The organism is Enterococcus sp. DIV0806c, from assembly GCF_051710905.1.
Lineage (GTDB): Bacteria > Bacillota > Bacilli > Lactobacillales > Enterococcaceae > Enterococcus_B > Enterococcus_B mundtii.
Genome location: NZ_JBIOLO010000001.1, coordinates 1,713,357 through 1,737,022 on the forward strand (window position 1 = coordinate 1,713,357; position 23,666 = coordinate 1,737,022).

Annotated in this window: 26 protein-coding genes and 1 pseudogene; 3 read left to right on the forward strand and 24 right to left on the reverse strand. The window is 34.2% G+C overall.

From position 1 onward, the window contains the following. Positions 1-254: 254 nt before the first annotated feature. From IGK77_RS08105 to IGK77_RS08170, 14 genes are all read right to left on the reverse strand, one after another. The gene (locus IGK77_RS08105) at positions 255-1,163 is read right to left on the reverse strand and encodes an IS3 family transposase (protein ID WP_218150058.1); all 909 of its coding nucleotides are present in this window, start codon (positions 1,161-1,163) and stop codon (positions 255-257) included. Further along, complete coding sequence (locus IGK77_RS08110) at positions 1,154-1,837, reverse strand: transposase (RefSeq protein WP_438712849.1); 684 nt, start codon at positions 1,835-1,837, stop codon at positions 1,154-1,156. The genes IGK77_RS08105 and IGK77_RS08110 overlap by 10 nt, the downstream gene beginning before the upstream one ends. A gap of 177 nt (positions 1,838-2,014) precedes the next feature. Beyond that, positions 2,015-2,449 carry a type II toxin-antitoxin system HicB family antitoxin gene (locus tag IGK77_RS08115; protein WP_074799126.1) on the reverse strand — a complete coding sequence of 145 codons (435 nt, stop codon included), beginning with the start codon at positions 2,447-2,449 and terminating at the stop codon, positions 2,015-2,017. A gap of 34 nt (positions 2,450-2,483) precedes the next feature. Then, entirely contained in the window at positions 2,484-2,669 is a 186-nt protein-coding gene (locus IGK77_RS08120) for a type II toxin-antitoxin system HicA family toxin (protein WP_074799127.1), read from the reverse strand. A 262-nt stretch (positions 2,670-2,931) separates the two neighbouring features. After that, complete coding sequence (locus IGK77_RS08125; RefSeq protein ID WP_074799130.1) at positions 2,932-3,339, reverse strand: NusG domain II-containing protein; 408 nt, start codon at positions 3,337-3,339, stop codon at positions 2,932-2,934. A gap of 36 nt (positions 3,340-3,375) precedes the next feature. After that, positions 3,376-3,753, reverse strand: coding sequence for a hypothetical protein (locus IGK77_RS08130; RefSeq protein ID WP_074799133.1), 378 nt, complete (start codon positions 3,751-3,753; stop codon positions 3,376-3,378). A gap of 31 nt (positions 3,754-3,784) precedes the next feature. Continuing rightward, positions 3,785-3,952 (reverse strand): 50S ribosomal protein L32, encoded by a 168-nt coding sequence (rpmF, locus tag IGK77_RS08135; RefSeq protein ID WP_074799136.1) that lies wholly within the window; start codon positions 3,950-3,952, stop codon positions 3,785-3,787. 17 nt (positions 3,953-3,969) lie between these two features. Next, positions 3,970-4,239, reverse strand: coding sequence for a 30S ribosomal protein S14 (gene rpsN, locus IGK77_RS08140; RefSeq protein ID WP_074799138.1), 270 nt, complete (start codon positions 4,237-4,239; stop codon positions 3,970-3,972). A gap of 251 nt (positions 4,240-4,490) precedes the next feature. Next, positions 4,491-4,850: a YxeA family protein gene (locus IGK77_RS08145; RefSeq protein WP_115357691.1), complete on the reverse strand. Its 360-nt coding sequence runs from the start codon at positions 4,848-4,850 to the stop codon at positions 4,491-4,493. A 245-nt stretch (positions 4,851-5,095) separates the two neighbouring features. Next, entirely contained in the window at positions 5,096-6,493 is a 1,398-nt protein-coding gene (locus IGK77_RS08150) for a C39 family peptidase (protein WP_074799139.1), read from the reverse strand. Positions 6,494-6,719: 226 nt separating this feature from the next. Continuing rightward, positions 6,720-7,427, reverse strand: a complete 708-nt coding sequence (locus tag IGK77_RS08155) for an ABC transporter ATP-binding protein (protein WP_074799141.1) — start codon at positions 7,425-7,427, stop codon at positions 6,720-6,722. Positions 7,428-7,656: 229 nt separating this feature from the next. Next, entirely contained in the window at positions 7,657-9,033 is a 1,377-nt protein-coding gene (locus IGK77_RS08160; protein WP_074799143.1) for an FtsX-like permease family protein, read from the reverse strand. Between the two features lie 378 nt (positions 9,034-9,411). Next, the gene (locus IGK77_RS08165; RefSeq protein ID WP_081355896.1) at positions 9,412-11,847 is read right to left on the reverse strand and encodes a lanthionine synthetase LanC family protein; all 2,436 of its coding nucleotides are present in this window, start codon (positions 11,845-11,847) and stop codon (positions 9,412-9,414) included. Then, entirely contained in the window at positions 11,837-12,097 is a 261-nt protein-coding gene (locus tag IGK77_RS08170) for a hypothetical protein (protein WP_074799147.1), read from the reverse strand. The genes IGK77_RS08165 and IGK77_RS08170 overlap by 11 nt, the downstream gene beginning before the upstream one ends. Before the next feature lie 269 nt (positions 12,098-12,366). Here IGK77_RS08170 and IGK77_RS08175 point away from each other — a divergent pair, with 269 nt between their 5' ends. From IGK77_RS08175 to IGK77_RS08185, 3 genes and pseudogenes are all read left to right on the forward strand, one after another. Then, on the forward strand, positions 12,367-13,068 hold the full coding sequence (locus IGK77_RS08175; protein ID WP_074799149.1) for a LytR/AlgR family response regulator transcription factor: 702 nt from the start codon (positions 12,367-12,369) through the stop codon (positions 13,066-13,068). A gap of 236 nt (positions 13,069-13,304) precedes the next feature. Then, positions 13,305-14,399, forward strand: coding sequence for a GHKL domain-containing protein (locus IGK77_RS08180; RefSeq protein ID WP_177187646.1), 1,095 nt, complete (start codon positions 13,305-13,307; stop codon positions 14,397-14,399). A 379-nt stretch (positions 14,400-14,778) separates the two neighbouring features. After that, positions 14,779-15,075 (forward strand): annotated as a pseudogene (locus IGK77_RS08185) (DUF5960 family protein); the annotation flags it as partial. A 72-nt stretch (positions 15,076-15,147) separates the two neighbouring features. Here the strand turns inward: IGK77_RS08185 and IGK77_RS08190 are convergent. The 10 genes from IGK77_RS08190 to IGK77_RS08235 form a co-directional block, all read right to left on the reverse strand. Then, entirely contained in the window at positions 15,148-16,188 is a 1,041-nt protein-coding gene (locus tag IGK77_RS08190) for an Abi family protein (protein ID WP_438713135.1), read from the reverse strand. A gap of 196 nt (positions 16,189-16,384) precedes the next feature. Continuing rightward, entirely contained in the window at positions 16,385-17,017 is a 633-nt protein-coding gene (locus tag IGK77_RS08195; protein WP_438713136.1) for a hypothetical protein, read from the reverse strand. 98 nt (positions 17,018-17,115) lie between these two features. Further along, positions 17,116-18,114, reverse strand: coding sequence for an N-acetylmuramoyl-L-alanine amidase (locus IGK77_RS08200; RefSeq protein ID WP_074799154.1), 999 nt, complete (start codon positions 18,112-18,114; stop codon positions 17,116-17,118). A gap of 28 nt (positions 18,115-18,142) precedes the next feature. Continuing rightward, the gene (locus IGK77_RS08205; RefSeq protein WP_074799156.1) at positions 18,143-18,424 is read right to left on the reverse strand and encodes a phage holin; all 282 of its coding nucleotides are present in this window, start codon (positions 18,422-18,424) and stop codon (positions 18,143-18,145) included. Then, on the reverse strand, positions 18,421-18,714 hold the full coding sequence (locus IGK77_RS08210; protein WP_074799158.1) for a hypothetical protein: 294 nt from the start codon (positions 18,712-18,714) through the stop codon (positions 18,421-18,423). Before IGK77_RS08210 ends, IGK77_RS08205 begins: the two co-directional genes overlap by 4 nt. Positions 18,715-18,766: 52 nt before the next feature. After that, positions 18,767-18,895 (reverse strand): XkdX family protein, encoded by a 129-nt coding sequence (locus tag IGK77_RS08215; RefSeq protein WP_074799160.1) that lies wholly within the window; start codon positions 18,893-18,895, stop codon positions 18,767-18,769. After that, entirely contained in the window at positions 18,888-19,343 is a 456-nt protein-coding gene (locus IGK77_RS08220) for a hypothetical protein (RefSeq protein WP_074799162.1), read from the reverse strand. The genes IGK77_RS08215 and IGK77_RS08220 overlap by 8 nt, the downstream gene beginning before the upstream one ends. A 12-nt stretch (positions 19,344-19,355) precedes the next feature. Next, the gene (locus IGK77_RS08225) at positions 19,356-21,596 is read right to left on the reverse strand and encodes a BppU family phage baseplate upper protein (protein WP_074799163.1); all 2,241 of its coding nucleotides are present in this window, start codon (positions 21,594-21,596) and stop codon (positions 19,356-19,358) included. Further along, positions 21,596-22,645 (reverse strand): hypothetical protein, encoded by a 1,050-nt coding sequence (locus IGK77_RS08230; RefSeq protein WP_074799165.1) that lies wholly within the window; start codon positions 22,643-22,645, stop codon positions 21,596-21,598. Before IGK77_RS08230 ends, IGK77_RS08225 begins: the two co-directional genes overlap by 1 nt. Then, the gene (locus IGK77_RS08235) at positions 22,645-23,664 is read right to left on the reverse strand and encodes a phage tail protein (protein ID WP_074799166.1); all 1,020 of its coding nucleotides are present in this window, start codon (positions 23,662-23,664) and stop codon (positions 22,645-22,647) included. Before IGK77_RS08235 ends, IGK77_RS08230 begins: the two co-directional genes overlap by 1 nt. Between the last annotated feature and the right edge of the window lie 2 nt (positions 23,665-23,666).

Sequence of the window (23,666 nt, forward strand, 5' to 3'; positions counted from 1 at the left end):
TGATTCAGTGGAGTAACAAATATTTGCGGCTTGGTATAATTTATTATGCGATCAAAAAACTGCTATTCTCAACTTTATCAGAGCTGTGGTTGGCTCCCCGTCAAGTGGACATGGAAATATAATAAAATTTTTAGAGAGCTGTTTGCTAACTTTGTGGCAAACAGTTCTTTTGATTTTCATTGTTTAAACCTGATTGGTGTATTTCTTAGATGTGAGAAACAAAGGACATTTCACACATCTAAGAAATACGATTATTACGCTGCCATTAAAAGCTGTTGGTGAACTTGTAATGGAGTTTTAGATTTCAAGCATCGTTGATAACGGCCATTGTTATAGTAGTTGATGTAATCTTCGATCATCGATACGAGATCTTCGCGACTTGTAAATTTACGACGATAGTATTTTTCACGTTTCAATGTTCCCCAGAACCCTTCCATTGGCCCATTATCAATACAATGGGCAACACGAGACATGCTTTGTTTCATCCCTTGATTTTTGATTTTAGTTCTCATGTTTTTACTGGTGTACTGAAACCCTCGATCGCTATGTAATAGCGGATGAGCCTTAGGCTCAAGTCGAATCGCTTCGTCAAAGGTATCAAAAACCAACTTATTATCATTTCTATCGCTAATGATAAAAGAGACAATACGTCGATCTGCTAAGTCTAGAATGGCACTAAGGTAAATTTTCTTTACTTGGTTTTCTAGAGTGTACTTGAATTCACTGACATCAGTTAGCCATTTTTCATTTGGTTTATCTGCATGGAAATCTCTATTTAGATAGTTCTTGGCAATATGATAAGGATTATTGAAAGCTTTAGTAATTCCGTTTGGATGGTGTTTGACGGTAGATTTAATTTGAAGATTACGACAAATACGTAAGACTCTTTTGTCATTGACATGCAAACCAAAATCTTGAACCAAGTCGTCTCGGATTCTCCGATACCCCTTGTCATTATCTGCTTCATAGATGTATCTTACTAGGTCTGCCAAGTGTTCGTTAAAGATAGTTTGAGCTGATTTTGGTTGCTTTAACCAACGGTAATACGCTGATCTGGAGACGTTAAAAAAATCACACATTAATTTTATCGAATAATTTTTGAGATCGTGGAGTTCCTTAATTGCTTGGTATTCAAAGATATGACGGTTGAGGTCTAGTCCCACTTCCTTTCTAACTCCCTTACTTTTTTTAAGAGGTCATTTTCCATTTCTAATCGTTTGATTTTGCGTTCTTGTTCAGCCAGTCGATCACGCATTTCTTCTTCAGGTGTCCGACTGGGTTCTGTTCCAGCTCGATGTCCTCGGCGATCTTTTAGGCCGGCTTCGCCCATTTCTTCAAATTTTAGTACCCAATTACGTACCTGTTGGTACGATACCTGGTACTTGATAGCCGTTTTTCCATAGTTATGATCATGCACAATACAATAGTGGACAATTTCCACCCGTTCTTTGAAGGTTGTTTTTCTTGATTGACTCATTTGACTTCCACCGCTTCCTGTTTTGAAGTTTCTATGAGTATTATATATCTTTATCCAATCTCGTAGTTGTTTAGACTGTCTTAGTCCATATTTCTTAGTAATTTCCGACAGACTCCCCAAACCATTTAGGTAATCATTTACAGCCTGAATCTTTGTTTCAATCGTATAATGTGTATTCTTCCGTCTTGCTAATAAGCCAGTAGGTCCCCCATTCTCATAAAGCATAATCCAGTTTTTTAAAGCAGCCCAACTAATGCCTGCAGTGCGAGCTAAGCTGATAATACTGGCTTCACCATTCAAATAGCGCTCTACTAGTTCAACTCGTTTTTCTGGAGTGAGTTTCATCTTTCTTTTTGGCATACAAAATACCCCCTACACAGGACTTTTATATTTCAGTGTCCTATATAGGGGGAGCATATCACTGACAATAGCAGTTTTCTTTTACTTAATAGATGTGATAATCAGACTTTTCTTCTTGTTCAATGGTTATCACTAGTCGATGAGGCAAACAGATACTAGTCTGTCCAGGTTCTTTTCTTATCTATTATTTTTCCCTGAATGAAGAATATCATCCGCTTTATCTGCAATGGATTCCGTTAAAAGGACTGAAAAATTTATCCCCGCACGTTTGCCTAACGTATCGGCCCATCGTGGTATCGTTAAAGTCTTTTTGACAAGTTCTGTATCCTTTAGATATTTAGCAACATCTACACGAATCAATGTCGTAAAGGAATCTTTTTCAGCCAAGACTTCTTTGATCGGCGTCGGCTCTGGTATTTGCTCTTCGTGCTCAATATAGTCCGCTAGAACCATACCTAATACCTCTTGTGCCATAGCAATTCCATAAGAGATATCATCTTCATTGATTCCTGTATAAGCACCCTGAATATCAGGAAATTCAATGAAGTAACCGCCACTGTCTTCGGGTTTAAAAATAGCAGGATATGTTTTTGCTAAAGGTTCGCTTAACATTTCAGTCAATCCCTTCTTGTAATCAAATGCGAGATTATTTCAATCCCGCATCCTTCAAAATTTTTTGCTCAAGTCCTCGGCCTAGATCTTGATTGGCATGAACAGGGACAGTAATTCTAACGCCATCTTTATAAAGGTGATGATGAGAGTCTTCCTGCCTTCGCTCAATCCAGCCATTCTTCTTCAATAACCGAAGAATTTCTTTTCCTGTAAGCGGCATTCTGCACGATACCTCCTTACAAAAACAACTATAGCACGTGCCAGCACGTATGTAAAGGTGAGGCTATATTTTTAACGAGCGATTTTTCTTGGTTGATAAATTCTAAATTTTGAAATCATTTAAATAGCTCATGCCATCTTCTTTAATTTTTAAATACATATTTTTTAATGTATGATCATATCCGATTGTACCCTGTTACTCTGGAGAAAAAAAACTACCACCATCAACTTTCTACAAGCTGACAATAGCAGTTTTCTTTTACTTAATAGATGTGATAATCAGACTTTCCTTCTTTTTCAATGGTTATCACTAGTCGATGAGGCAAACAGATACTAGTCTGTCCAGGTTCCGAGATCCAACCTGTTCTTACAGCGATTTGATCGGGGCTATTATCTTCTTTGACTCTGATCTTACCTTCTTGGATTTCGACAATATTGTATTGGGTATCAGATGGATGGTAAGTCACCATCTTGCTACTGATTTCATCTAAATCAAAACGTTCGACTTCTTTTCCGTCGATTTTGACTATCGCATACGTCACGCTATTTTCAGTTTCTGCATTATCAAATGACAAAGCAAAAACAATTGTCGGAGCGAAAGAAGCAACTACCAGAACAAAAATAATGATGATATCCCAAGGTTTTATACCTGATTTACGAAAGTTATGCATATAGATTGTCCTTTTGGCTTTTCTTATTCTATCCTTTTACCGATCTTCTAAATAGATGTTGATTTGTTGTTCGTCATCATAATCCAGTTGATCCGTTTCAAGCATTTCCATTAATTCTATTTTCAAGTCTACAGGAATCTCCCAGAAGCCGTCAATAGATTTGAACAAATCGGCATCATACTTTTGAAAAATAGGATAAATGTCCAAAAATTCTTCAAAGGATAAGTTTTGTTTTTCGTAATAGTCTTTGACAAAGCCTTGCTCTATCGCATGTTCTGTAGGAAGACCAGTTTCTGTAATCAGTTTCTTATCGACCATCGCACGATAGAATTCTCCTTTGTCTACAGGTTCGTTTTCCGTTTCCGAATAATATTTGATTCCTTGTTCGACCAATGGCGGATAAATAATTTCCATTTCTTGCAGCCTCCTTGCATCGTCCAATCGATTATTCTGTCACTTTCCGTCCTTTATAATAACCTTTTAAGGAGACGTGATGACTTCGACGATAATCACCAGTCACCTCGTCAAAAGAAATCTCTGGTTTCGTCAAACGTTGGTGTGTTCGTCGCAAACGTTTTTTAGCTTTCGATGTTTTTCTTGCTGGTACTGCCATGACTTTTTCCTCCTATTTTACCAACTTGCTTTTTTAACTCCTGGGATCATTCCTTGATGCGCCAGTTCTCTAAATGTGATTCGAGACATACCAAATTTTCTCATGTAGCCACGAGGACGTCCGTCTGTCTGATCTCTCAGTTTCAAACGATTAGGATTAGACTCTTTTGGTAGCTTAGCTAGTCCTTCATAATCTTTTGCTGCTTTTAACTCTTGACGTTGTTCACTATATTTATTGATCAAAGCTACTTGCTTATTCATTTTTGCAATTTTTGATTTTTTTGCCACTAATAATCTGCTCCTTTATTCCACTTTATATTTATTAAATCGTAATAATTACGTTTTGGGTAGAACTACAATACCACTTCTTTATTTGTTTGTCAAAAAAGAAATACGAATAAAGTCAATTTATTAACGACTTCAGACTGAGCTCATCTTTCGAGTACATTGAAAAAGCTCCAATGATATTTATCCTTAACATCACTGTGAGCTTTTTCTACTATTAATAAATGGACACTAAGAATTCAACATCCTAGCCATTACGAATTGATTTTTTCCAACGCCTTCGTAGGCACTTCGTTTTCTGGTACTTCACTCCATCCTTTTCCTTGCATTCCTTTTGCATAGATTTTTAAGTATTTACCTTGTTTTAACTCGTGATCCACTAATTTTTTTACTGTTTGTTGATTGCCATCTTCATCGTATCCTTCAAACGTGTAGAGATAATCCTTCCCTTTTTTATCCCCACTACTTGTTTTGACATAGTATTCCTTCACTTCTTTATCAGATAAAAAATTTTCCGTTAATGCTTGAAAGCCTTCTGTCTTTGATTCAATAAAAAATGCACCAATTCCTAAAATAAGCACAATTGCTAATAATCCTTTTACTAGTTTTCCCATTATCATTCCCACTTCCCTATTCTTTTTCACTTCCTGTCTAAATCATACTAAATAGGCATGTGGGTTGGAATCTATTCTACTAGTGATTAGCTTACATTAACGTAACAAATTTTTTTGCAATTGCTTTTGACCTAGCTAGAATTATGCAATAAAAAAACCGTAAAACCCAAGAAGATAATTCATTCTCGGATTTTACAGGCTATTGAAAAGTATTACTACAACAATTGGTTTTATTATGGTTTAGTCTATCTTACAACTACCGCGTATTTACGTGCATTATAAATATTCTCAAATGTTGTCCGATTCATCCAATAAGAACCACTGATCGGATCTGATACATGGACTTGATTACTTCCTTTATTATATCCATCAAGAGTGACCGCATGATTATTATTCGCTGCGACACCAAAATTCCAATTCCCCCAACGGATTGGTTGGAAATTGATCGTCACCCAAGCAACAACCGGATGGCCATTTTTGACTTCGTTTAGCAACGTATTCATCGAGCTACCTGAAATATTTTGGGCATTTCCGTACTTCTTGCCCCACGTCGTCAAAGGTGCAGGATAAATTGCAGAATAAGTCCATGAATTTTCGACGAATGGGCTGCCAACAAAACCGCTGTTTGGATTACCATTCGGTGATTTAGGGATCGTATTCAAGAATTGAGTCAAACTCCAATTGGTGATCTTCCCTTTATATTGAAGTGCTTGCAATAAAGAAGCCCCTTCACATCCACTTGGCGCACCTAACGCATATTGGTTGTAATTTTTCACACCCAATAGTTTATAGTCCTCTTGATTTTGTTGACCACTACCAACTGCGTACCAACCAACACCTTCATAGACCCAGCCTTGTTTCGTGATTACTTTTTTCTCATTTTCATCTAACGTGTAATGGTGCCAGTTCACTCGTTTACTATATAAACGACTGACAGGAATGGCATTCGCTCCTTTATAGGAATACCAACCGATTCCTTCATACTTCCAGCCTTGTTTCGTGATACTATCTCTTTCTTTTGCGTTCAACGTATAAAAATGTTCCCCATTATAGCGATTGTACAAACGATAGACAGGATCACCACTTGTCGGTGCCTGCCAACCAACACCTTCGTAATTCCAACCAATCCTTCTTAAATTATCTCGTTCACCAGTATCTCTCGTGTAAAAATGCTCACCACTATGTGGATTGAATAAACGATACATTGGAATCGTTTGCACAGCTGCTCGAAATAATCTTGGGGAGCCTTCGATCAATTCCTCTTTTGGCGCTTGTGTGATATCCGCTTCGTTTTTACCAGCTTTTTCTGGTGCTTCCAAAGCGACTTCTACTCCATCGACGATTGCAGTTTGTGGTTGCTCTGGTTGAACTTCTGTTTCTTCACTCGCTTGTATTGATGGTGTTTGTTGTGACTCTTGCGTTGGTATCTCTGTTTCTGTCGTTTCTGTCGTTTCTGTCTGCTGACTGACTACATTTGTTTCTGTATTTTTTATCTGTGGAGCTGCTGACGTTTGAGTCGATTCAGTCGAGGTAGCCATTGTAGACGAATCCTCTGCAAAAACTTGACTCACACCAAACGAACTCGCTAAAATCGCAAGTATCGTGAACCCACAAATCCCCTTAGTAATAAATCCCCTTTTCATCTTTTTCCTCCTCATAAATGAATAAAAAATAGCAATAAATTTAACATAAAATATTCTCTGAAAATATTATAACGACAGTAATATATACTATTGTTTAAATTATACATGAATCTATTTTTTTGTCCGAATGATTTGTTTAATTTATTTGAGAACCAAAGAAAGCATACGCTAATTTCATTGAGTAAAACTAGATGGAGCTAAGGTAGGAATGAATGAATCTTATCTTTTAGAATATGAGGTTTTCCAATGCTGGCGAACATATATTATTATGAATGCGCCCATCCTTTAAAACAATTGCTCTGGAAGATTGACTGGCAAGCTCTAGGTCATGAGTCACCATAACGATTGTCTTTCCTTTGCTTACTAATTCTTTCAGTACTTCCATAATAAGGACACGTGAGTGAGTATCTAATGCGCTAGTAGGTTCATCTAAAAATAATATTTCTGGATCTGCTAATATTGTGCGACCAATTGCCACTTTTTGTTGTTCACCACCCGAAAGAGCATCAATGGGTTGGTGTAAATCCGCTTTTAATTCCAATCGTTCTGCCAGAGAATAAACATTTTCCCTTTTTATTTTGTGACCATTCAATGTTCCTGGGAGTACCATATTATCGTAGGCTGACAATGAAGGTATGAGTTGGAAATCTTGAAAAATAAAGCCGATTTTTTTACGGCGAAACTTTGCTAATTTCGCTGCACTCCATCCATATGGTGATTCGCCATCGATCATCACCTCTCCCTCTGTAGGAGGTAATAAGCTAGAGATACAATGAAGCAACGTTGTTTTCCCTGAACCAGAAGGTCCTACGATTGATACAAACTCTTGTTGTTTTACATCAAAAGAAATATCAGTAAGCACTTGTAAAAGATTTCCTTTCGCAAGCTCTATTTCTTTTTTTAATTCAGTTATTGAAATCACTATCTCTCTCATCGGTCTTAACCTCCAAAAATTTAATAATACTAATAGTACTATCCTTACCACAAAATCATTCTAGTTTATAAATCGAATTCTCATATAGAACTGTAGGGCGCAAACTACTCACTGATAGTAGAAGGATCTCCCCTTTCAGCTATTCCCCTACTTCTTTCAATCTGAATTTATTACTCTCTTATGATTGGTTCAACTAAAACAGATGGATTCTTTTAGTATACTAATAAATCTACTCCACATACTTCTTTGATGTATGACGCTCAAACCAATAAATGGAAATAAAACACAAACCGAAGACAACAAAATTTCCTAACGATAATAGAATATTAATCGACCAATTCGCCTTAAAAATATTGCCCCCACCCAGATAGGTCACTCTTAATAATGGAATCGCAAACATTATTATTCCAATGAAAGTAACTATTATTGATATGAGTGAAACTATACTGATTTCAATGATTCTCATTTTAAAAATCCAATTTGGTGTACATCCAGTATAAAAGTATTCTTTAGATTCAACTTTTGTTTTAATTCTAAAAAGAAAAATTGACACAAATACATTGGCCAAGCTGATGAGTATTGGAGCACCAAATACAAAAATAAGGTTGATGACCAAATCTGAAATATAAGAGTTATCATTTGTACCATCAATCAGTAGTTTAGTGTTGAGAAACAAAGCTATAAAATTCCCAACTAGCAAAGTAATGATGCTGACAGGACGAATTAATTTTATTAATTCTTCTATATTGTATTGCATATTGTAAAATGCAGTGCGGACCATTGGATTCTTTGTCATTTTTGGTAATCCAACAATTATATGTACGATCCCTCGAAATATGGGACGAATCAAAAAATTCATAGTCATAAGTATAGAAAGCCACAGAAGGAGCAATAAATTCATTGAGTTACTCATACTTTGAGTATATTCTTTTATTAAAGTTGGATCAGGAATATTTTTGAAATATAAATATACTGTCGCACCTACGCTTATGAGTAACGCAATTATTCCCAAAAATCTACCACTGTTCTTCGTTTTATTAGATGCTCTATGAGAGGAAAGGCTTCCCTTTCTTTTCTTATAGTTTTTAAGACAATAGCGCATACATGTATATAGAATAATTGCTAGTTGAATCATTATCACAGCAAAAATGATATTCCATGAGAACTGAAGAGGGATATGTACAAGAGATTCTTTAGCAGCACTCGAAGGTAATGTGGATAAAAAAAGCTGTGAAGATTTTAAGGAAAAGCAGCTTCCAAAAAACGCTCCAATCATACCGATTAATGACATTTGACCGGTCATTACCAAACTAATTTGAGCTGGAGAAGCCCCTAAAAGAAGCAATATGTCATTTGTTTCATCAAAAAAATCTATACACTGTTTCATTGCATTGGTAGTCAATAAAAACAACACTACTATCCCTATAACTATTGGTAACTGCATAAAAACACCATAATCAACCGAACTGTTAAGATCAGCCCTACTTAAAGCATTTAATATCACAAAAGCAGTGCTAAATATTAAACCAGAAACAATAAAAATAGGTAGTATTGATAGCCAAATTTTCCAATGCTGTAAAAATTGCTTAATAATTAACTTAAACATTTACCAGCAGCCTCCTTATTTAGTATTTCTAAATTTAAGGTAGCATAAGAAAATTGTAGAAACAATTAGACTTTAGCCTGATCATTGAATTAATACTTTTGATATTACGTATCAAATTCAAAAATACCTTCTTTCGATAAAAATATCCTAAAATGGTTCTATGAGAAGCAGACAGAAGTAACAAAAAATCTACCTCTTGCTTCAGAATATAAACCAAATTAGGATACACTTCTTCTTTCACATACTGAAATCTGGATAGTTATAGTATGATTTAACAGTCTTATATCACTTGGATAAGTATTCCGCCAACCCCAGTTAGCCGTACTACCGCATTCTCCTTCGACTTCCTCGATAACTTCATCTTCGATCTCAAGAGATTTAAACTTCAAAATTTCGTTTGACATTGCTAGTTTGTCTCGTATCTGTCATTTTTGGTAATAATAAAAATTCATCTGTTGCAATCGATTCCAGTGCAAGTACTAAACCTGCGAAACCGGAAGCAACATCAGTGGTCAAACGCATACCACTATCACCTGCAACACATGAACCCTTACCGAACTTGATTAAGTGTTGGGAAATACCAGAATATACGGATTTTATAATTTCTTGAACATCATCTTTTTTTAGATACTTATTCATCATCATTTGTCCCAATTTCAACCCTGCAAATCCATTAAATAACCCTGGTGAAATGCAAAAATTTGTTTTTGTCGCTTCATAAAGCGATTCAAATACATGCATGTATTTTTTATCAACTATATCGGCATTTTGTGAGATGAGTATTCCTAATCCTGCACTTCCCATCGAAAGATATGGTAAAATTCTAAAACCTTGAGCATATTGCATCATGTCTGTATCATCTTTGAAATATCCTTTTAGCTCATTAGCTATTGATTGATTTAATCCTTTTATATAAATAGTCTCTCCAGTATATCTATACATTTCAGCAAAAAGCCAACCAAGACTAGCATGTCCATATAGTAACCCGGCTTCAATCTTATGCGGATTATTAGTCGCAATTTTACCTTTTCCAATTGATAAATATCTTTCAGGATCAGAAATGTACTCCTTCACATAAACTTTTGTAACAGTCCTAAGTATTACTTCAAACTCTTTTGAAAATAATCCTTCATTGGCAAAATCCAGTCCTACTAATAAAATACCTGCTTTACCTTTATAAATACTATGATTATTGGTCTCTTTCCACCAAATTGCAAAATTATTTTCAAATATTCTTGCAGCAACATCGGAGTTTCCCATTTTATGCATGATCCACAAAGTTCCTGCTGCTCCTTCTCCAAAACTAAAATCACGCATGTGACCATTGGCAATTTCATTTACCAGTTCAATTCTCACTTTTTCTTGTAGTTGTTTGAAGTCATTAGATAAAGTAATCCCAATTCTTTTTGCAGCAAGTGAATAAGCCCAAAATATACCTAAATCAGAAAAAGCTATTCCTTGGAGTGTAGTTAACCCATAATAGTGCACAGGACAGTTACGATAAGGATATTTCCATCTTCTAATTGTTTCATCAAAGCCTTGAAGTAATTCTCCTAATATATTCTTAAAATCAATATTTTTCTCCTTATATCGATCTAAATAAGGATGTAAGTTTTTTCGATCAGTCAAAACTTGTACATTCCCTGCTTTATTTCTCAACCTATTGAGCGTCACTAAAAATCCACTTAGGACTTTAACATCAACATTTAGCGAATCAAATATCTCTTTGCCAGCCTTTTCTTGCTGTTTGGAAAACCCATAAACTAAATCTCCTTGTAAAGCAACAGGGAAAAACAAACTATGAGCAAGTTGAGAAACGCCATACCAATCTATTTCCTCTGGTGTTGTTTGTCCCCACTGCCTGAATCCAGGTGCTGCTACCATATGGAATCTTTTATCAAGTTCATTGAATACCGCTTGCTCCCAATCAATTACACTAAAGTTGTCTTGCACATCAATAACAAAGTTTTTAGGATGAATATCTTGATGAAAAATACCTTTTTCATGTATAGTTTCAAAAAATATCTCTATTTTTTTTACTAACTCATGTGCTCTGTTAAGATAATCCGTCGCGTACCATGTACCAGCTTTGTCGCCTTTAGAATACAATGGATAATTTTTTGTGATCCATCGATTTAATGTTACTCCGTTAACTTTGTCCATAACAAGAAAATGATGTTCCCAAAGTTCTCCTTCCCACAGGAATTTAGGTACACAGGTTGAATCGGCAAGCAACTTCAATGCTTTTCCTTCATTTTTTATTCGATCAATCGCTGTGAGGTGCTTATCATCAATTCCTGTATATGGTCTCGCCTCTTTTATAAAAACTAATTCGTCTCCCAGTTCAGAGTAGTATCCTTCATAGATACCGCCACAGTTTGAAAATCGAATCGGTCTAGCTATTTCAAAAGGAATTAAGTCAGATGAAGATGAAGCATTTTCTTGCACATTTAGCCACTGCTTTAGAAACTCAGGAATTACACTATCATCAGGTCTCACGAAGAAAGACTTCCTGTTATCAGCGACCATTTTCCCATCTATTTCAAGTTCATCACTAAACATTCCTTCACTATTTGGCGAACCTTTCTTAAACATTCCATATCGTAAATATATCGGCCCTTTTGCCCAACGTTTATCGCTTAAAATATAAGGCCCTGGATAACCATGTAATTGGTCTTCTAAACGGTTTAGAAATTCTTCTAAAATTGACTCATCAGGATAACAAGTGATGAACTTTCCAGCATGTTCTCGAGGTATTTGTTTTCCATTGCGATTAACAAAACGTTTAAGTGTTGATAAATGCTTAAAAAACAACGTTTTTTTTATAACAATAGTCAGAGACGATTTTTAGTATCTCATCTGTATACTCAAGAGTTGAACTAATATGGACTTTCCATCCTTGACGTTGCATATTATTTTTTAGAGGAATGATATACGTCCACTCAGTTTCACGAAATTCTTCCCAATTGTTAGGGATTGGCACTGAAAAGGATTTAGAATTATCTGTATCGTATTTCGAATCTGTGAAAAAAAGTACATCGTCTGTTGAATAGTTACCTTCCACTTGATCACCTCCATATATATAAAACTTTTTTATTCAATGATTTAATCTATTAATCTACACTCATAGTCTATCAAATTAAAATATTTTACACGTCATATGTAACAAAAACAAAATAACATGTAATAAAAAATAAAATGGACTTTAACTAGTAAAATTTTAATCAATAAAATTTGCGAACAGTTACGTTCAAACGATAAAACGTTACAAGATATTAAAAATATATATTTTTGGTGTAAAATAGAGCTAAATATCTATGGGAGATGAGTCGTATGTTAAATATAGCAATTTGCGATGATGAGCCTTCGTTTATAGAGCAAGTTGAACGCCAAATTTTAAGTTATCCAAATTTAAAATTCGACGTTGATGTATATACAGACAGTGTTCAATTGTACAAGAAACTAAAAAAAGAGAAATATGATATTTACTTCTTAGACATAGATATGCCCAAATTGGATGGCATTTCTTTAGCTGAAAAAATAAGAGAAAAAGATGACTATGCCATTTTAATTTTTTTTACTAGTTATAGAGAATATATGGAAAGTGTCTTTAAAGTACGACCTTTCGATTATCTATTGAAACCTTTAGATAGACAGAAAACTTGGGAAATTTTGGCAAAAGCTGTGCGCCATCTGAATGAATTTCCAAATCAATTTTCCTATTTAAGTGAAAAAACCAATTTTATAATTGCTAAAAACGATATCTATTTCTTTGAGAAACAGAAGCGAAAAGTCATAATGCATGGGAAAATCGGTAAAAAATCCTTTTATATGGATACAAAAACACTTTTAGAGAAATTAGGTGACGGTTTCGTGCAGATTCATACTTCATATATCGTAAACGCATATTATATACGTGGTGTGAAAAAAAGATCTGTTATTGTTCAAATTTATGATGGTTCTGAAGAGTTACCTATTAGTGCAAAGTTCAATGAACAGTGCAAAGAACAAATCCTATCAACGTTAGGAGTATGAAATTTATGCTAGTTTACTTTATTAATACTTTATTCACTCTCATAGACTGTCTATTAATGGCTTACATTTATAAAAAATCTGCTCCTACACAATCTACGAATAAGTGGATAATTTTAGTACTTATTTGCTTCATACTAAAATACGCATTATTTATCTTTATACCTGAAAACTTATTTATTAAAGAGTTCATTAACTTAATTTTTTCATTTATTATTTACCTTTGTGTCGGAATCTTAATGAAAGTTGAAAAAAGCAGCATTATGTTATGGGCTTTTGTATTTTTGAGTATTGTTATGATTTCTGAAAACCTGGCACAGCTTACTCAACTAGGTACAGCTAGAGAACCTTGGTTCACTGATTCAGTTCCATCGTTAATTCCATATCTTAACCTCTCTCTCTTTTCTAGTATTTTAAAGATAATATTGCTTTACATCATATTTTTGATATTTTTTCAAAACCATCTAAAACAAATACCCAAGCTTCCAAATAAACTGGTTCTCATCTTGTGTGTTGTTCCTATTTCATCAATAACAATTTTATTTACAACTAGATTATGGTGGTATAATCGCATTGTTTTATCAGTGATTGGGTTATTAGGAATAGATTTTGGCGTTATAACAATAACTATGGCTAACTTACTTATATTCAAATTTATCCAAATACATATTCTTGAATTATCACACAAAAAAAGAAGAGAAATTATTGCGAAGAATAATAGCCAGTATCTTAATGATCTTGAAACTAAAGAAAAAAGAATTCGAACAATGCACCATGACTTAAAAAATCAATACCTCATATTAGCTAGCTATATTGAGAATCACAATGAGAAAGCAGCTTTAAATTATATAAATAAATCCATTATTACATTGGATCAATCATTAATTGATTTTTATACAAGTAATCCAAGCATTAACTATTTGTTGAATCAAAAAGCGCAACAAGCTAGAGATAATAATATAAAAATGGCAATTGAAACATTTATACCAAATAATTTTTATATAGGAAATACTATTATTACCTCAATATTAGGCAATCTGCTTGATAATGCCCTTTATGCATGCATTAGACAAAAAAACTTAGAAAAGAAAATGAATGTTTCGCTAAAATTATTTAATAACAATCTCATCATAAATATCGATAATACTTTTGATCCTAGCGAAATTCGTTCAAGAAAATGGCGTATTAGAAAAGGAATTGGGCTAAAAATCGTTCAAACTATTGTGGAAGAACAGAATGGATTATACCGACATTGGATTGAAGATGGTATTTATCATGCATCAGTTATTCTAATGAATATCTATGGCGAAGAAGAAAAAGAAGAAAAAGAATAAAAGATTCATAACCGTTCATTTAATCAGTAGCTATAATTTCACTGAATTTATTTGCCACTTGAATTCTTGACGATAAAAAAAGCATCTCCTGCGAGATGCTTTCCTCTAAAATCAATTTAAATTTTCTATTTCTTCGGTTCATCCTCATCCATTTTCAGAACAGCCATGAAGGCTTCTTATAGTCTTGTATTCTAAAAGTATTATATGCATTTTCAGTAAGTTTTAAATTGCTTCATATAGAAGTCTTTTCAATTGCTGCATGTTCTATTGTTTTTTCACACTACTTCGTATCACTTCACATTTTTTTGTAGTTTTATATAGACTCCGTGGGATAAATGTGGGAGATATTGTCTTTATCTAACTCTTAATAGTTAATCTGTTGTTTGCTAGTAAAGTCCTTAACCACCAAAAAAGAAAAACATACTTATGGTTTGAATTTGACCCTTCAAATAGATCTATCAAAGATTTATATAAATTATGATATTCAGAAGTTTTTTTGGCAATCGAAGATAGCTTATTAATCAATCTCTATGATTCCAATAAGAACTACTTTAAAATCCCTGCTGCAAAAACTAGAATAAAAAAAAATTTATATTTTTATTTGATATCGTGACGAGCGGAGCGATCATCGGCTGTATGACTATATAGAGTATAATTTATTGATCTAGAAAAGTATGTAATAAAAAACTCACCTCAAAATGATAGAGGGGAGTTCATATATATTTATAAATATTTAGACCTGAGTAATCTAAATTATACCTCTTAATACTTCTAAAAAATTATCATTAAGCTTAACTTTGTTAGTAACCTTCTTGTATAAAGCAGGATTATCTATTTTAAATCTATAAAAAAGAACCTCGATTTCTTTTATGAAGTTATTTCTGACTGTTTCTCTTTTCGACAACATAATAACAATAGTCACAAACAAAGAAAAAATATCGTTTTTTAATACTCCCTTTAAATATAAACCTTTTATTTCCTTTTTGTTAAGGGCATATAATTCTAAAAGATGTATTTTTATATTATGCTTAGAAGAGTGATTAATAATTCTATTACCATGAGCTGCTCGATTCCTATACTCTTTTATAAGAGTAGTTAAATTCGTAAAAAGTTCAATATTTTCTTCAATATCGGTTATGTGGGTAAAAGGATATTGTTCAAAATCATAAAGCATAGTTTGCACAGTTTTTTCTTTTATTTTTCTGTTGGATAGTCTATACCAATACATGAGAGTATCCATAGATAAGCAACTAGCTAATACCCACGGTGGTACATATCCATATATTTTTGAATAATGCTCTATTTGTAAATCTCTTTCCATATCGATTGTTCTATTTAATTTTTCTAATAAAATATCTACTTCAAATTTTTGTTCTCTTGCAACATAATTACCTTTTCTATATTTTTTTACATCTAGATAATCAGTATTCTTATGACCATACTGCTCTCCAATATAATATGAAAATATAGCTTTAATAGAATCTTCAATCCTTAATAAATATTTGAAAACTAAAGCTGAAAGTTCCTTATCAAAATCAAATGTATCTCTCAAATCAACAAATAGTTCATGCTGGTAATCATCTTCTCCACTTTCATCAAGAATACAGAAAAAATCCTTATATCCATTAACTAGTGCATAATATGAATTATTTTGCAATGCGAATTTTGCATTTTTTCTTTCTTCATCAGTTCTAAAACAAATATTTCTAGACTCAAGTTTTTCTACTTGCTTGTTCCATGTTAAAAAAATTTTTTCTCCCATATTTATGATTTGTCCTTTCAAAATCATAGAAAAATAGCCCCACTTCATAACACATATGAAATGAGACTTATTTCCTAGGCATCGCACCCTTCATTAAATAAAATATACCACAATAGTTTTTTTAATTCAACTAGTAATTACATTTTTTTATATTTATAGAATATTCAAGAATTATCACTTTTTTATGGAAATTTACTTATTTTATTTTCTGTTACTTATTAACTCAGTCACTGTCATTACCGTCACTTAAAAATTCTTTTAACGGCTTTATTTTTTTGTAATTCTCTAGTCGCTCTTTTTGTTCCTCCATGTATTGTTGTATTAATTCTATCGGAAATATTATCTGTTTACTAAATTCTTTTCCTTCCACATTTTGATATACAATTTCTAAGGTCATCTTTCTTAAATATTTATTCCTTTTAGTACGCTTATATAAATACGAAAGATGATCATATAGTAATTCTACTTTAACTTTCTCTATTTTTGTTCTTTCTTTTGATCCTAGTGTTTGATACTCAGGGCGTCGTTCTTCGAAAGGGTTGCTTAAATCCAATGGGTTCTTTGGTATTTTAAAAAATAATTTCCCTAAAATAGTATACTTTGGTCTAATTGTGTAAAAATATACAGAATCTGGATTTTTCGAAAAATTAACTGCATAGAATTCAAAGAATACTGGCTCACTATATCCAATAAGCATCTCATTATTTTCCTCTGTATACAATGGATATAATACTATTCTAAATTCTCTTTTATTATCATTTAAATAGTATTTAACCGTAAAAAATATGGTAAGAGCTGTTACTAATATACCAACCCAATCTGCGACACTACCCATATATTCAGGATTATATACCAATTCATTTCATCACCTCTTTATCATTATACCAAAATATAACAACTAGGCGAGTCTTCCATCACTTTATGTATTGCCCCTCAATGAGGGGTTATTTTTATTTATAACACTAAATAAATATCAGAAATCCTCACGTTATTTACTGCACCTTCACCATTAGAATGATTGCATCGGCGTAAAATAATATCAATCTTCTTCCCTTTCAGCCAATCAGTATCAAAAGTTACATCAAAACCAAGAGTATCTCCACCTTGATAACCATATGCTTTTTTGACATCTGGACGTGAGATACCTTTAGATTCAATGCGAGTAAATTCTTTATTTGTGCCATGCTCCATGATCAAAACGAATGCTCTTGTACCAATAGGTCCTTGCGGAATGCTAGGCACTAACCATCCAGCGACACGAGCTTTGCCCTTCTCGAAGACATTGAACTTATCAAGCTTGGCTATCGCATTTCCTTGCCGAACTGGCGCACTTGCAGCAACTGCCTTATCATGTTCGCTAGGAGTAGATGGAGTGAGTTGCTCTCCAATTACATCTCCTGGTTTCATGGAAGGACTGTTATAAAATTTAGATACTTGGTTAATAAAATAATCCTGTAGTTTGAGAGAAACTGCGCTTGGTACTGCCAATGTGGAATCATAACCACAATGCTCAATTAGTGAACGCTTAGGACACTCTGTTGCAGAAAACGTGTGATGCAACCGTACAGTATTACGATTTACTGGCAAGCCATTTTCTCGAAGCATTGCAGCTACTCGCCAAAATGTGATTTGTTCCGTTAATAGGTAAGCTGTACGAGACGTGTTACGATTACAACAAATTTCATAACCGATAAATCCATTGTTACCAACACTATTCGCAACATGCCATGCTCGATTTAAATGATTTTCTGTTACATAGACTGTGTTACTGTCGATGTATTCATGGGCAAATCCTGCTTCCAATTGTGCAGGAGTCATTCTGGCAAGTCGGTCCGCCTCTTGTTTAGCCGTAGCGGAACTCCAAGAGTTATGGATTACAGCTCCTTGAATCGCCCCACTACGTCGACCAGCAACTCCTCTAGTTACATAATTTACAATGATTTCAACTGCCATTATTAAAACTTCCTTTCTTATACGTGTATTATTTTGAAGGTTCTGAATAGCTCAATGCCTTTTCACTATCCGTCAGTCCTTTACTAGTTGGATCTGGCACCATGTTTAGAGCGTTTACTACTGTCAATCCTAGTAAATAAGGGTTGCCTATAAATTTACCTAATACATCTAACAAGGTATCGAAAGAAGTAATATCCTCAAACTTTAATCCGAAGTATGCGAGAATCGGAATTAATAATGCTCCGATAAAACGTAAAACAAAAGATAAATTACCTTTGCTAAAGCGGACCTTCCAGTTAATATTTTTCATTTCGTCCTCTCCCTAAATAAAGTTCTGATTTGCTGCGTGTGTTCAACTAATTTTTCTGCATGCTTATCTAACCTATCATCATGTATTTTTAGTTCTTCATGAATCGTCATACGATCAGATTTACTTGCTTCTAGATCTTTCGTTAGTAAATCTAAATTTCTACTCACTTTTGATAAAGTCTCGGTAATTTTTGAAAATGAAGTTGTAATTGGTTTGATAACCAATAAAATTAAAGAGACAATAGCTGCGATTGAGCCAGCTATTGCTCCCCATTCTCCCAAATTAATCATGTAGCAACTCCTTTTGCCATAATAAAAAGCGCACTCGTTTGAGTACGCCTCTCTAATTTTCTGTATTTACAATTTTTTCTGCTTCCTCATTAGTGATACAGAGAGGAACAAACTGCCTAACTTGGTCATCAGTGAAACAACCCCAATCATACATCATCTTCACATCTTCAAAACTAAACATTCTCTTCTCCTCCTTCAGTTTGAGAATTCAATTGCTCTTTTATATTCGAAATTTCTTGCGTACACTGATTTATAGCTAGCATTGTTTTCGAGTTGATTTGAGCCAACCCATCTGCTTTTTGTTTTAATAGAGTATTCTCTTGTTTGATTGCTACATCATTAAGCATTAATTTACCATTCAATTGTTTTAGATTATCATTCTCTGATTCTAAAACATGGTACATTGCTTCTAAATTATTTAGTATGTTATGATCCAAAAGATTTGATAAGACAACCCAACGATTTTCTTTTGGGTCAAATGCTTGATCATTGATCGATAGTGGTTCACCATCTTCACGTATTCCTTCAAGCGGTGATACATCAGTAAAAGGTACTGTTACAAGTAAATCATCTACAACTTCACCAACGTATTCTCCGCCAGTTCTTCCATATTTCCAAATATTCTTCAATACATTTCCTCCTTACGCTGTCAAAATTTCTCTGATATACACTTGATCAACACCCCATGCATTGACTGAATCAGTTGTATAATTTGTTCCAGTTACAAGCGTTACTACATCACCGACGTTAAATTTCCTTACACAAAACCATCCAACATCATTTCGCCAATTTAGTGTTCCTCCTATACCAGCTACACGCCAGTCACTCGCCCCATTCACACGCATTCCTAGATAAGCATAGTAACTGGCATTGTTCGTTTGACAGGTAAATTTACCGATAAATTGAAGCGCACAGCTTTTTAGAATCGTTAAAGATTTAGCGTCTTCAGATATTGTAAATAAATCATTCATTTTTGATCGTTCATTATCATATGCATACGGTCTTCCCCAATTTAAAACAGTCCCATCTGAAACGGGTACTCCTGTTAATTGTCCACCAGTTAGTGATACTCCAAATTTTTCAGTTGATATACGTTCACCTGAAATTAAAGGTTGCTCTAGAAAATTCTTCGTTCCAGCAATGGATTGTGGTTCTGTTAAACTTACTTTCTCATTCAAACTTTTTTCAGTATATGCTGAGGTTACATCCCAGCTATAATCATTTGGGTCATTGCTATCTTTTAACCCCTCGCCGAAGTATTTGTAAAAGCTGATTGGTGGTGTTGCCACTGTTCCGTACTCAATTTTACACCACTTAATAGACACCGCACCTAAGTTACTATTAGGATGCTGATACAATCTAAAACGTTGGGTCAAGTCTGTATCATCAAAATTATAGTTATTGACAACTAACTCCCACGTATTTTTTAACCCTTCAACTTGTACCATATCACCTAAGAAATCATTTGAAACCACTGTTCCGTCAACCTTTGTCTTGTACATATAAAATCTAAAATACTTATCATTAGGTTTAGTACCCTCTAGTCTAATAGTGAATGTAGAACCTTTTTTGATAAACTCACTAGGGAAGTAGGTATATACCAGGTAATTACTTGTATTAACAGGTGTCATACCGTTTGTATCTAGATGGTTATTTAGTGCAACTTTTGATACTTGATAAGGCTCTTGTAATAGATTAGGTTGATATGGTGTAGCATCTGCACCATGTTCTATTTTTAGCTTTCTTATTTTAAGTGTACCAGTAGGGTTAACCGTATTGCTTACTGTCTGCCAAGTAAAATATAATACTTTAGGCACACGCCCTTGATAATCTATAGTTGAAGTTCCACTTACAGTGATCCAAGTATTTCTAGGTGCATCACTTGGCAAGCGTGATGTTTGTAAAATGCTATATCCACCATCTGTGTAAGCATAGTTTGCAAAAATTTGTGTGACATCCCCTGTGTAGTCAGATCCCACGTATATTTCACAACTCATCGTATACTGCGTTTTATCCTTCAAATAAGCACTTGTTTCTGAATTTACATTATATCTGCTCAATCTTCCACTGCCATCCATATGAACAGTATATTCACCGTTCGCATAGGTTACTGGACCACCTGTCCCTGATTTAAACGTATCTGAGTTAGTTATGGCTAGATTATGATTTCCAGAATAATCGTAATCCCCAAAATCAATACTGTTTGAGTACATCTTTTTAAGTTTTCCAAGATTACCAATTTGTTGATTGGTTAGATCTATACGATCATTCGCCTCATTAATTTCGTTGCTCAAAGTTTCAATATTTTGATTTGCTTGAACGATTCCATTGTTAGCTTCTTCCAACTTTTCATTAATTTGCTGCTCCGAATCTGCAATCTTCTGATCAATCGCTTGCTTACCATCAGTCATAATTTTTTCTATTTTATCGATTGTTTGACTAAAGCCATTGAAATAGTAGTCTTCTAGCTCTGATGTGGTTTCATCTATAGGGCTACGTCGAATCGTGAAAGTGAATCGACCAGCAGTATCTAACGAGCGATTATCAGGAAAATTAATGTAAACACTACCTTCTACTTTACCGACATAGCCCAAAATATTATCTTTCAAAACAATTGAAACAATACCACCTAGTCTATCTTCAATAGTTGCTAGATAATCATGTTTTCCAAATCCGTCTTTTGCGGTTTTTGATTTAAACTTTAACCGAATCGGAATCGTTGTCCCTTCGGATAAAATTTGCGGAGTATTGTCCTTTCTCAACAATTGCATACGTAATTTTGCTGTGCCTTTGTCATAAGACCAAAAGACAGCATTCGTTGGAATATGACTTAATGATTCTGCTTGGATTCTTATGATGGATTCATTTATTTTATAAACCATTAAGACAACACCGTCCCTTTAGTAATGATAAGTCCATTTTCAACAACTTCGGTAGGCGTAGTTGCAAAGTTGCTTGGCAAGGTACCTCGAACAATCGCAGCTAAGCATCTCACACCCTTGGTATTTTCTGACCCTTTGATACTGGATAAATTTACCTGTCCCATCAACTTTGTGTGAATCGCAATACTTTGACGATAAAAATAAGTAGACGTGTATAAATTCATCGCAGACATACCACCACAATAGACTCCCATCGCATTTCTATTTCGAGTATCTTCAGCAAATTTACATCTTTCTACGGCTAGATATCCCCCTTGCTCGACTAATAATCCATAGCTGTAACCTTCAAAAAGCAAGCCATTTGCTTGATCAACAAACTGAATGCTTGAAACTTGAAAGTATCCTTTGCATTGATAGAACCCAATACTTCTTACCTTTACAGGAAGGTCAGAAGTAGAAGGATCAATACCAGTAGTATTATTTTGTGGGCGAATTCTTATTGTTGTAAAGCTGATATTTCTGATCACAACATCTTCTAGATAGACACCATCATCAATCCAAATCGTTACCCCTTGCACCACGATTAATGGAATTTGATTCACTGCTGTTTGAATCGTCGCAAAAGGTTTCTCTTCTGTGCCATTGCCAGTTTGATCGCTGCCATTTGAAGCTGAGACATACAAATCTATTGCTTCACCACCGCCTCCAACCAAAGTTGCCACGCTATCATTCAACTGACTCACTTGATCGCATGTATCCACCTGCATACTTTTTAAAGATAAAATATTTTCTTTGGTACTTCTTTCTGTGTCATTCAATCTTGATTGAAGTGTTTCAAACATTTCACCATCGATATTTACACGAGCATCGATCACTTCATTTGGCGAATCACCACCAGAATTTAAAACGAGATTATCAATACGACTATTTGTCGATTTATCTTTATTTGATAATCTTGTTTCCAGACCATCCAAATAATCAACATTCTTGTTAAATACCTCTTTCCATTCAGCGGAAATACGATTATTGATTAGTTTTAGTAACCCCATTAAATCACTCCTCTCTGTGCCATATCAGCAAGAATCGCTGTCATAGTTTTTTTCGTGTTACTCAATATAACTTCTGGTGGCTTATTTGGTATCGCTGGATATTTTTTGATACCTACAATCTGAATGTAAGTATTTATATTCAGTGGTTCATAAATGAATGGGACGTAGTCACCCTTTTCTGGATTAATCTTCCATTTTAATGTCACTGAACCAGAAATGCTTGGATAATCTTGTAAGTCATTTTTTAAGCGCTCTAACATATTTCCTGCAACTGTATAACGTTCATCTTCTACTGGATCTTGAATGCGTATCCCCCACTTATTTGACTCAGGACTTGTATAAGTGATTGGGCTGAAGTAGTAAGATTCATCTTCTTTCTTCTTGCCGTATCCACGAATTTGAGTCTTTAAACTATAGGTATCAATTTCAAATGAAACTTCATCCGTATTGAATTTATATCGGATTTGTTCCTCTGTTTTCTGGCCATATTCAGAGGCGGGATAAAAAGTTAGATGTTTATTATTAGGAATCACTATCGCATTGTAGTCAGATAGAATTTCATTGATCAGCTTCAAATAATTCCCATTTCCAAAGTTTTCTTGTTCAACCGTAAGAAGTTTTTTATTCGGATCGATGACTTCCCACGTAAACCCACGGTTACCCGCGCTGAAAATGTGTGTTAGTAATTGGCTAACCGATCTTGTACCAGTTAATGTATTGTACTGATATCCGTCTTGAATCGTATAGTAAACATGAGTTGCGACTACTTGCTTGATAACTAATTGTCCGACAGTGTTACGGTTCATTTCTTTAATAATGAACTCTTGCCCATCAAAAAAGACTGACGACTCATATTCAATTAAATCGAATACTTCTTTTTGTACTGAACTGTTCGTCGCTGTAAAAGCAATTTCCCATGTTTCATTTTGTTGCCAATTCTCATAAAAAGAATCCTTGTTATAACCGACAAGGATTTCTTCTTTAGTTTGTTCATAATTTCGGATAATTAAATCAGTCACTC

Coding starts and splice junctions, on each gene's coding strand:
- IGK77_RS08110 (WP_438712849.1), bottom strand. CDS start 1,837: ATGCCAAAAAGAAAGATGAAACTCACTCCAGAAAAACGAGTTGAACTA.
- IGK77_RS08115 (WP_074799126.1), bottom strand. CDS start 2,449: ATGTTAAGCGAACCTTTAGCAAAAACATATCCTGCTATTTTTAAACCC.
- IGK77_RS08120 (WP_074799127.1), bottom strand. CDS start 2,669: ATGCCGCTTACAGGAAAAGAAATTCTTCGGTTATTGAAGAAGAATGGC.
- IGK77_RS08125 (WP_074799130.1), bottom strand. CDS start 3,339: ATGCATAACTTTCGTAAATCAGGTATAAAACCTTGGGATATCATCATT.
- IGK77_RS08130 (WP_074799133.1), bottom strand. CDS start 3,753: ATGGAAATTATTTATCCGCCATTGGTCGAACAAGGAATCAAATATTAT.
- rpmF (WP_074799136.1), bottom strand. CDS start 3,952: ATGGCAGTACCAGCAAGAAAAACATCGAAAGCTAAAAAACGTTTGCGA.
- IGK77_RS08145 (WP_115357691.1), bottom strand. CDS start 4,850: ATGGGAAAACTAGTAAAAGGATTATTAGCAATTGTGCTTATTTTAGGA.
- IGK77_RS08150 (WP_074799139.1), bottom strand. CDS start 6,493: ATGAAAAGGGGATTTATTACTAAGGGGATTTGTGGGTTCACGATACTT.
- IGK77_RS08155 (WP_074799141.1), bottom strand. CDS start 7,427: ATGAGAGAGATAGTGATTTCAATAACTGAATTAAAAAAAGAAATAGAG.
- IGK77_RS08160 (WP_074799143.1), bottom strand. CDS start 9,033: ATGTTTAAGTTAATTATTAAGCAATTTTTACAGCATTGGAAAATTTGG.
- IGK77_RS08175 (WP_074799149.1), top strand. CDS start 12,367: ATGTTAAATATAGCAATTTGCGATGATGAGCCTTCGTTTATAGAGCAA.
- IGK77_RS08180 (WP_177187646.1), top strand. CDS start 13,305: ATGAAAGTTGAAAAAAGCAGCATTATGTTATGGGCTTTTGTATTTTTG.
- IGK77_RS08190 (WP_438713135.1), bottom strand. CDS start 16,188: ATGATTTTGAAAGGACAAATCATAAATATGGGAGAAAAAATTTTTTTA.
- IGK77_RS08200 (WP_074799154.1), bottom strand. CDS start 18,114: ATGGCAGTTGAAATCATTGTAAATTATGTAACTAGAGGAGTTGCTGGT.
- IGK77_RS08205 (WP_074799156.1), bottom strand. CDS start 18,424: ATGAAAAATATTAACTGGAAGGTCCGCTTTAGCAAAGGTAATTTATCT.
- IGK77_RS08210 (WP_074799158.1), bottom strand. CDS start 18,714: ATGATTAATTTGGGAGAATGGGGAGCAATAGCTGGCTCAATCGCAGCT.
- IGK77_RS08215 (WP_074799160.1), bottom strand. CDS start 18,895: ATGTTTAGTTTTGAAGATGTGAAGATGATGTATGATTGGGGTTGTTTC.
- IGK77_RS08225 (WP_074799163.1), bottom strand. CDS start 21,596: ATGGTTTATAAAATAAATGAATCCATCATAAGAATCCAAGCAGAATCA.
- IGK77_RS08230 (WP_074799165.1), bottom strand. CDS start 22,645: ATGGGGTTACTAAAACTAATCAATAATCGTATTTCCGCTGAATGGAAA.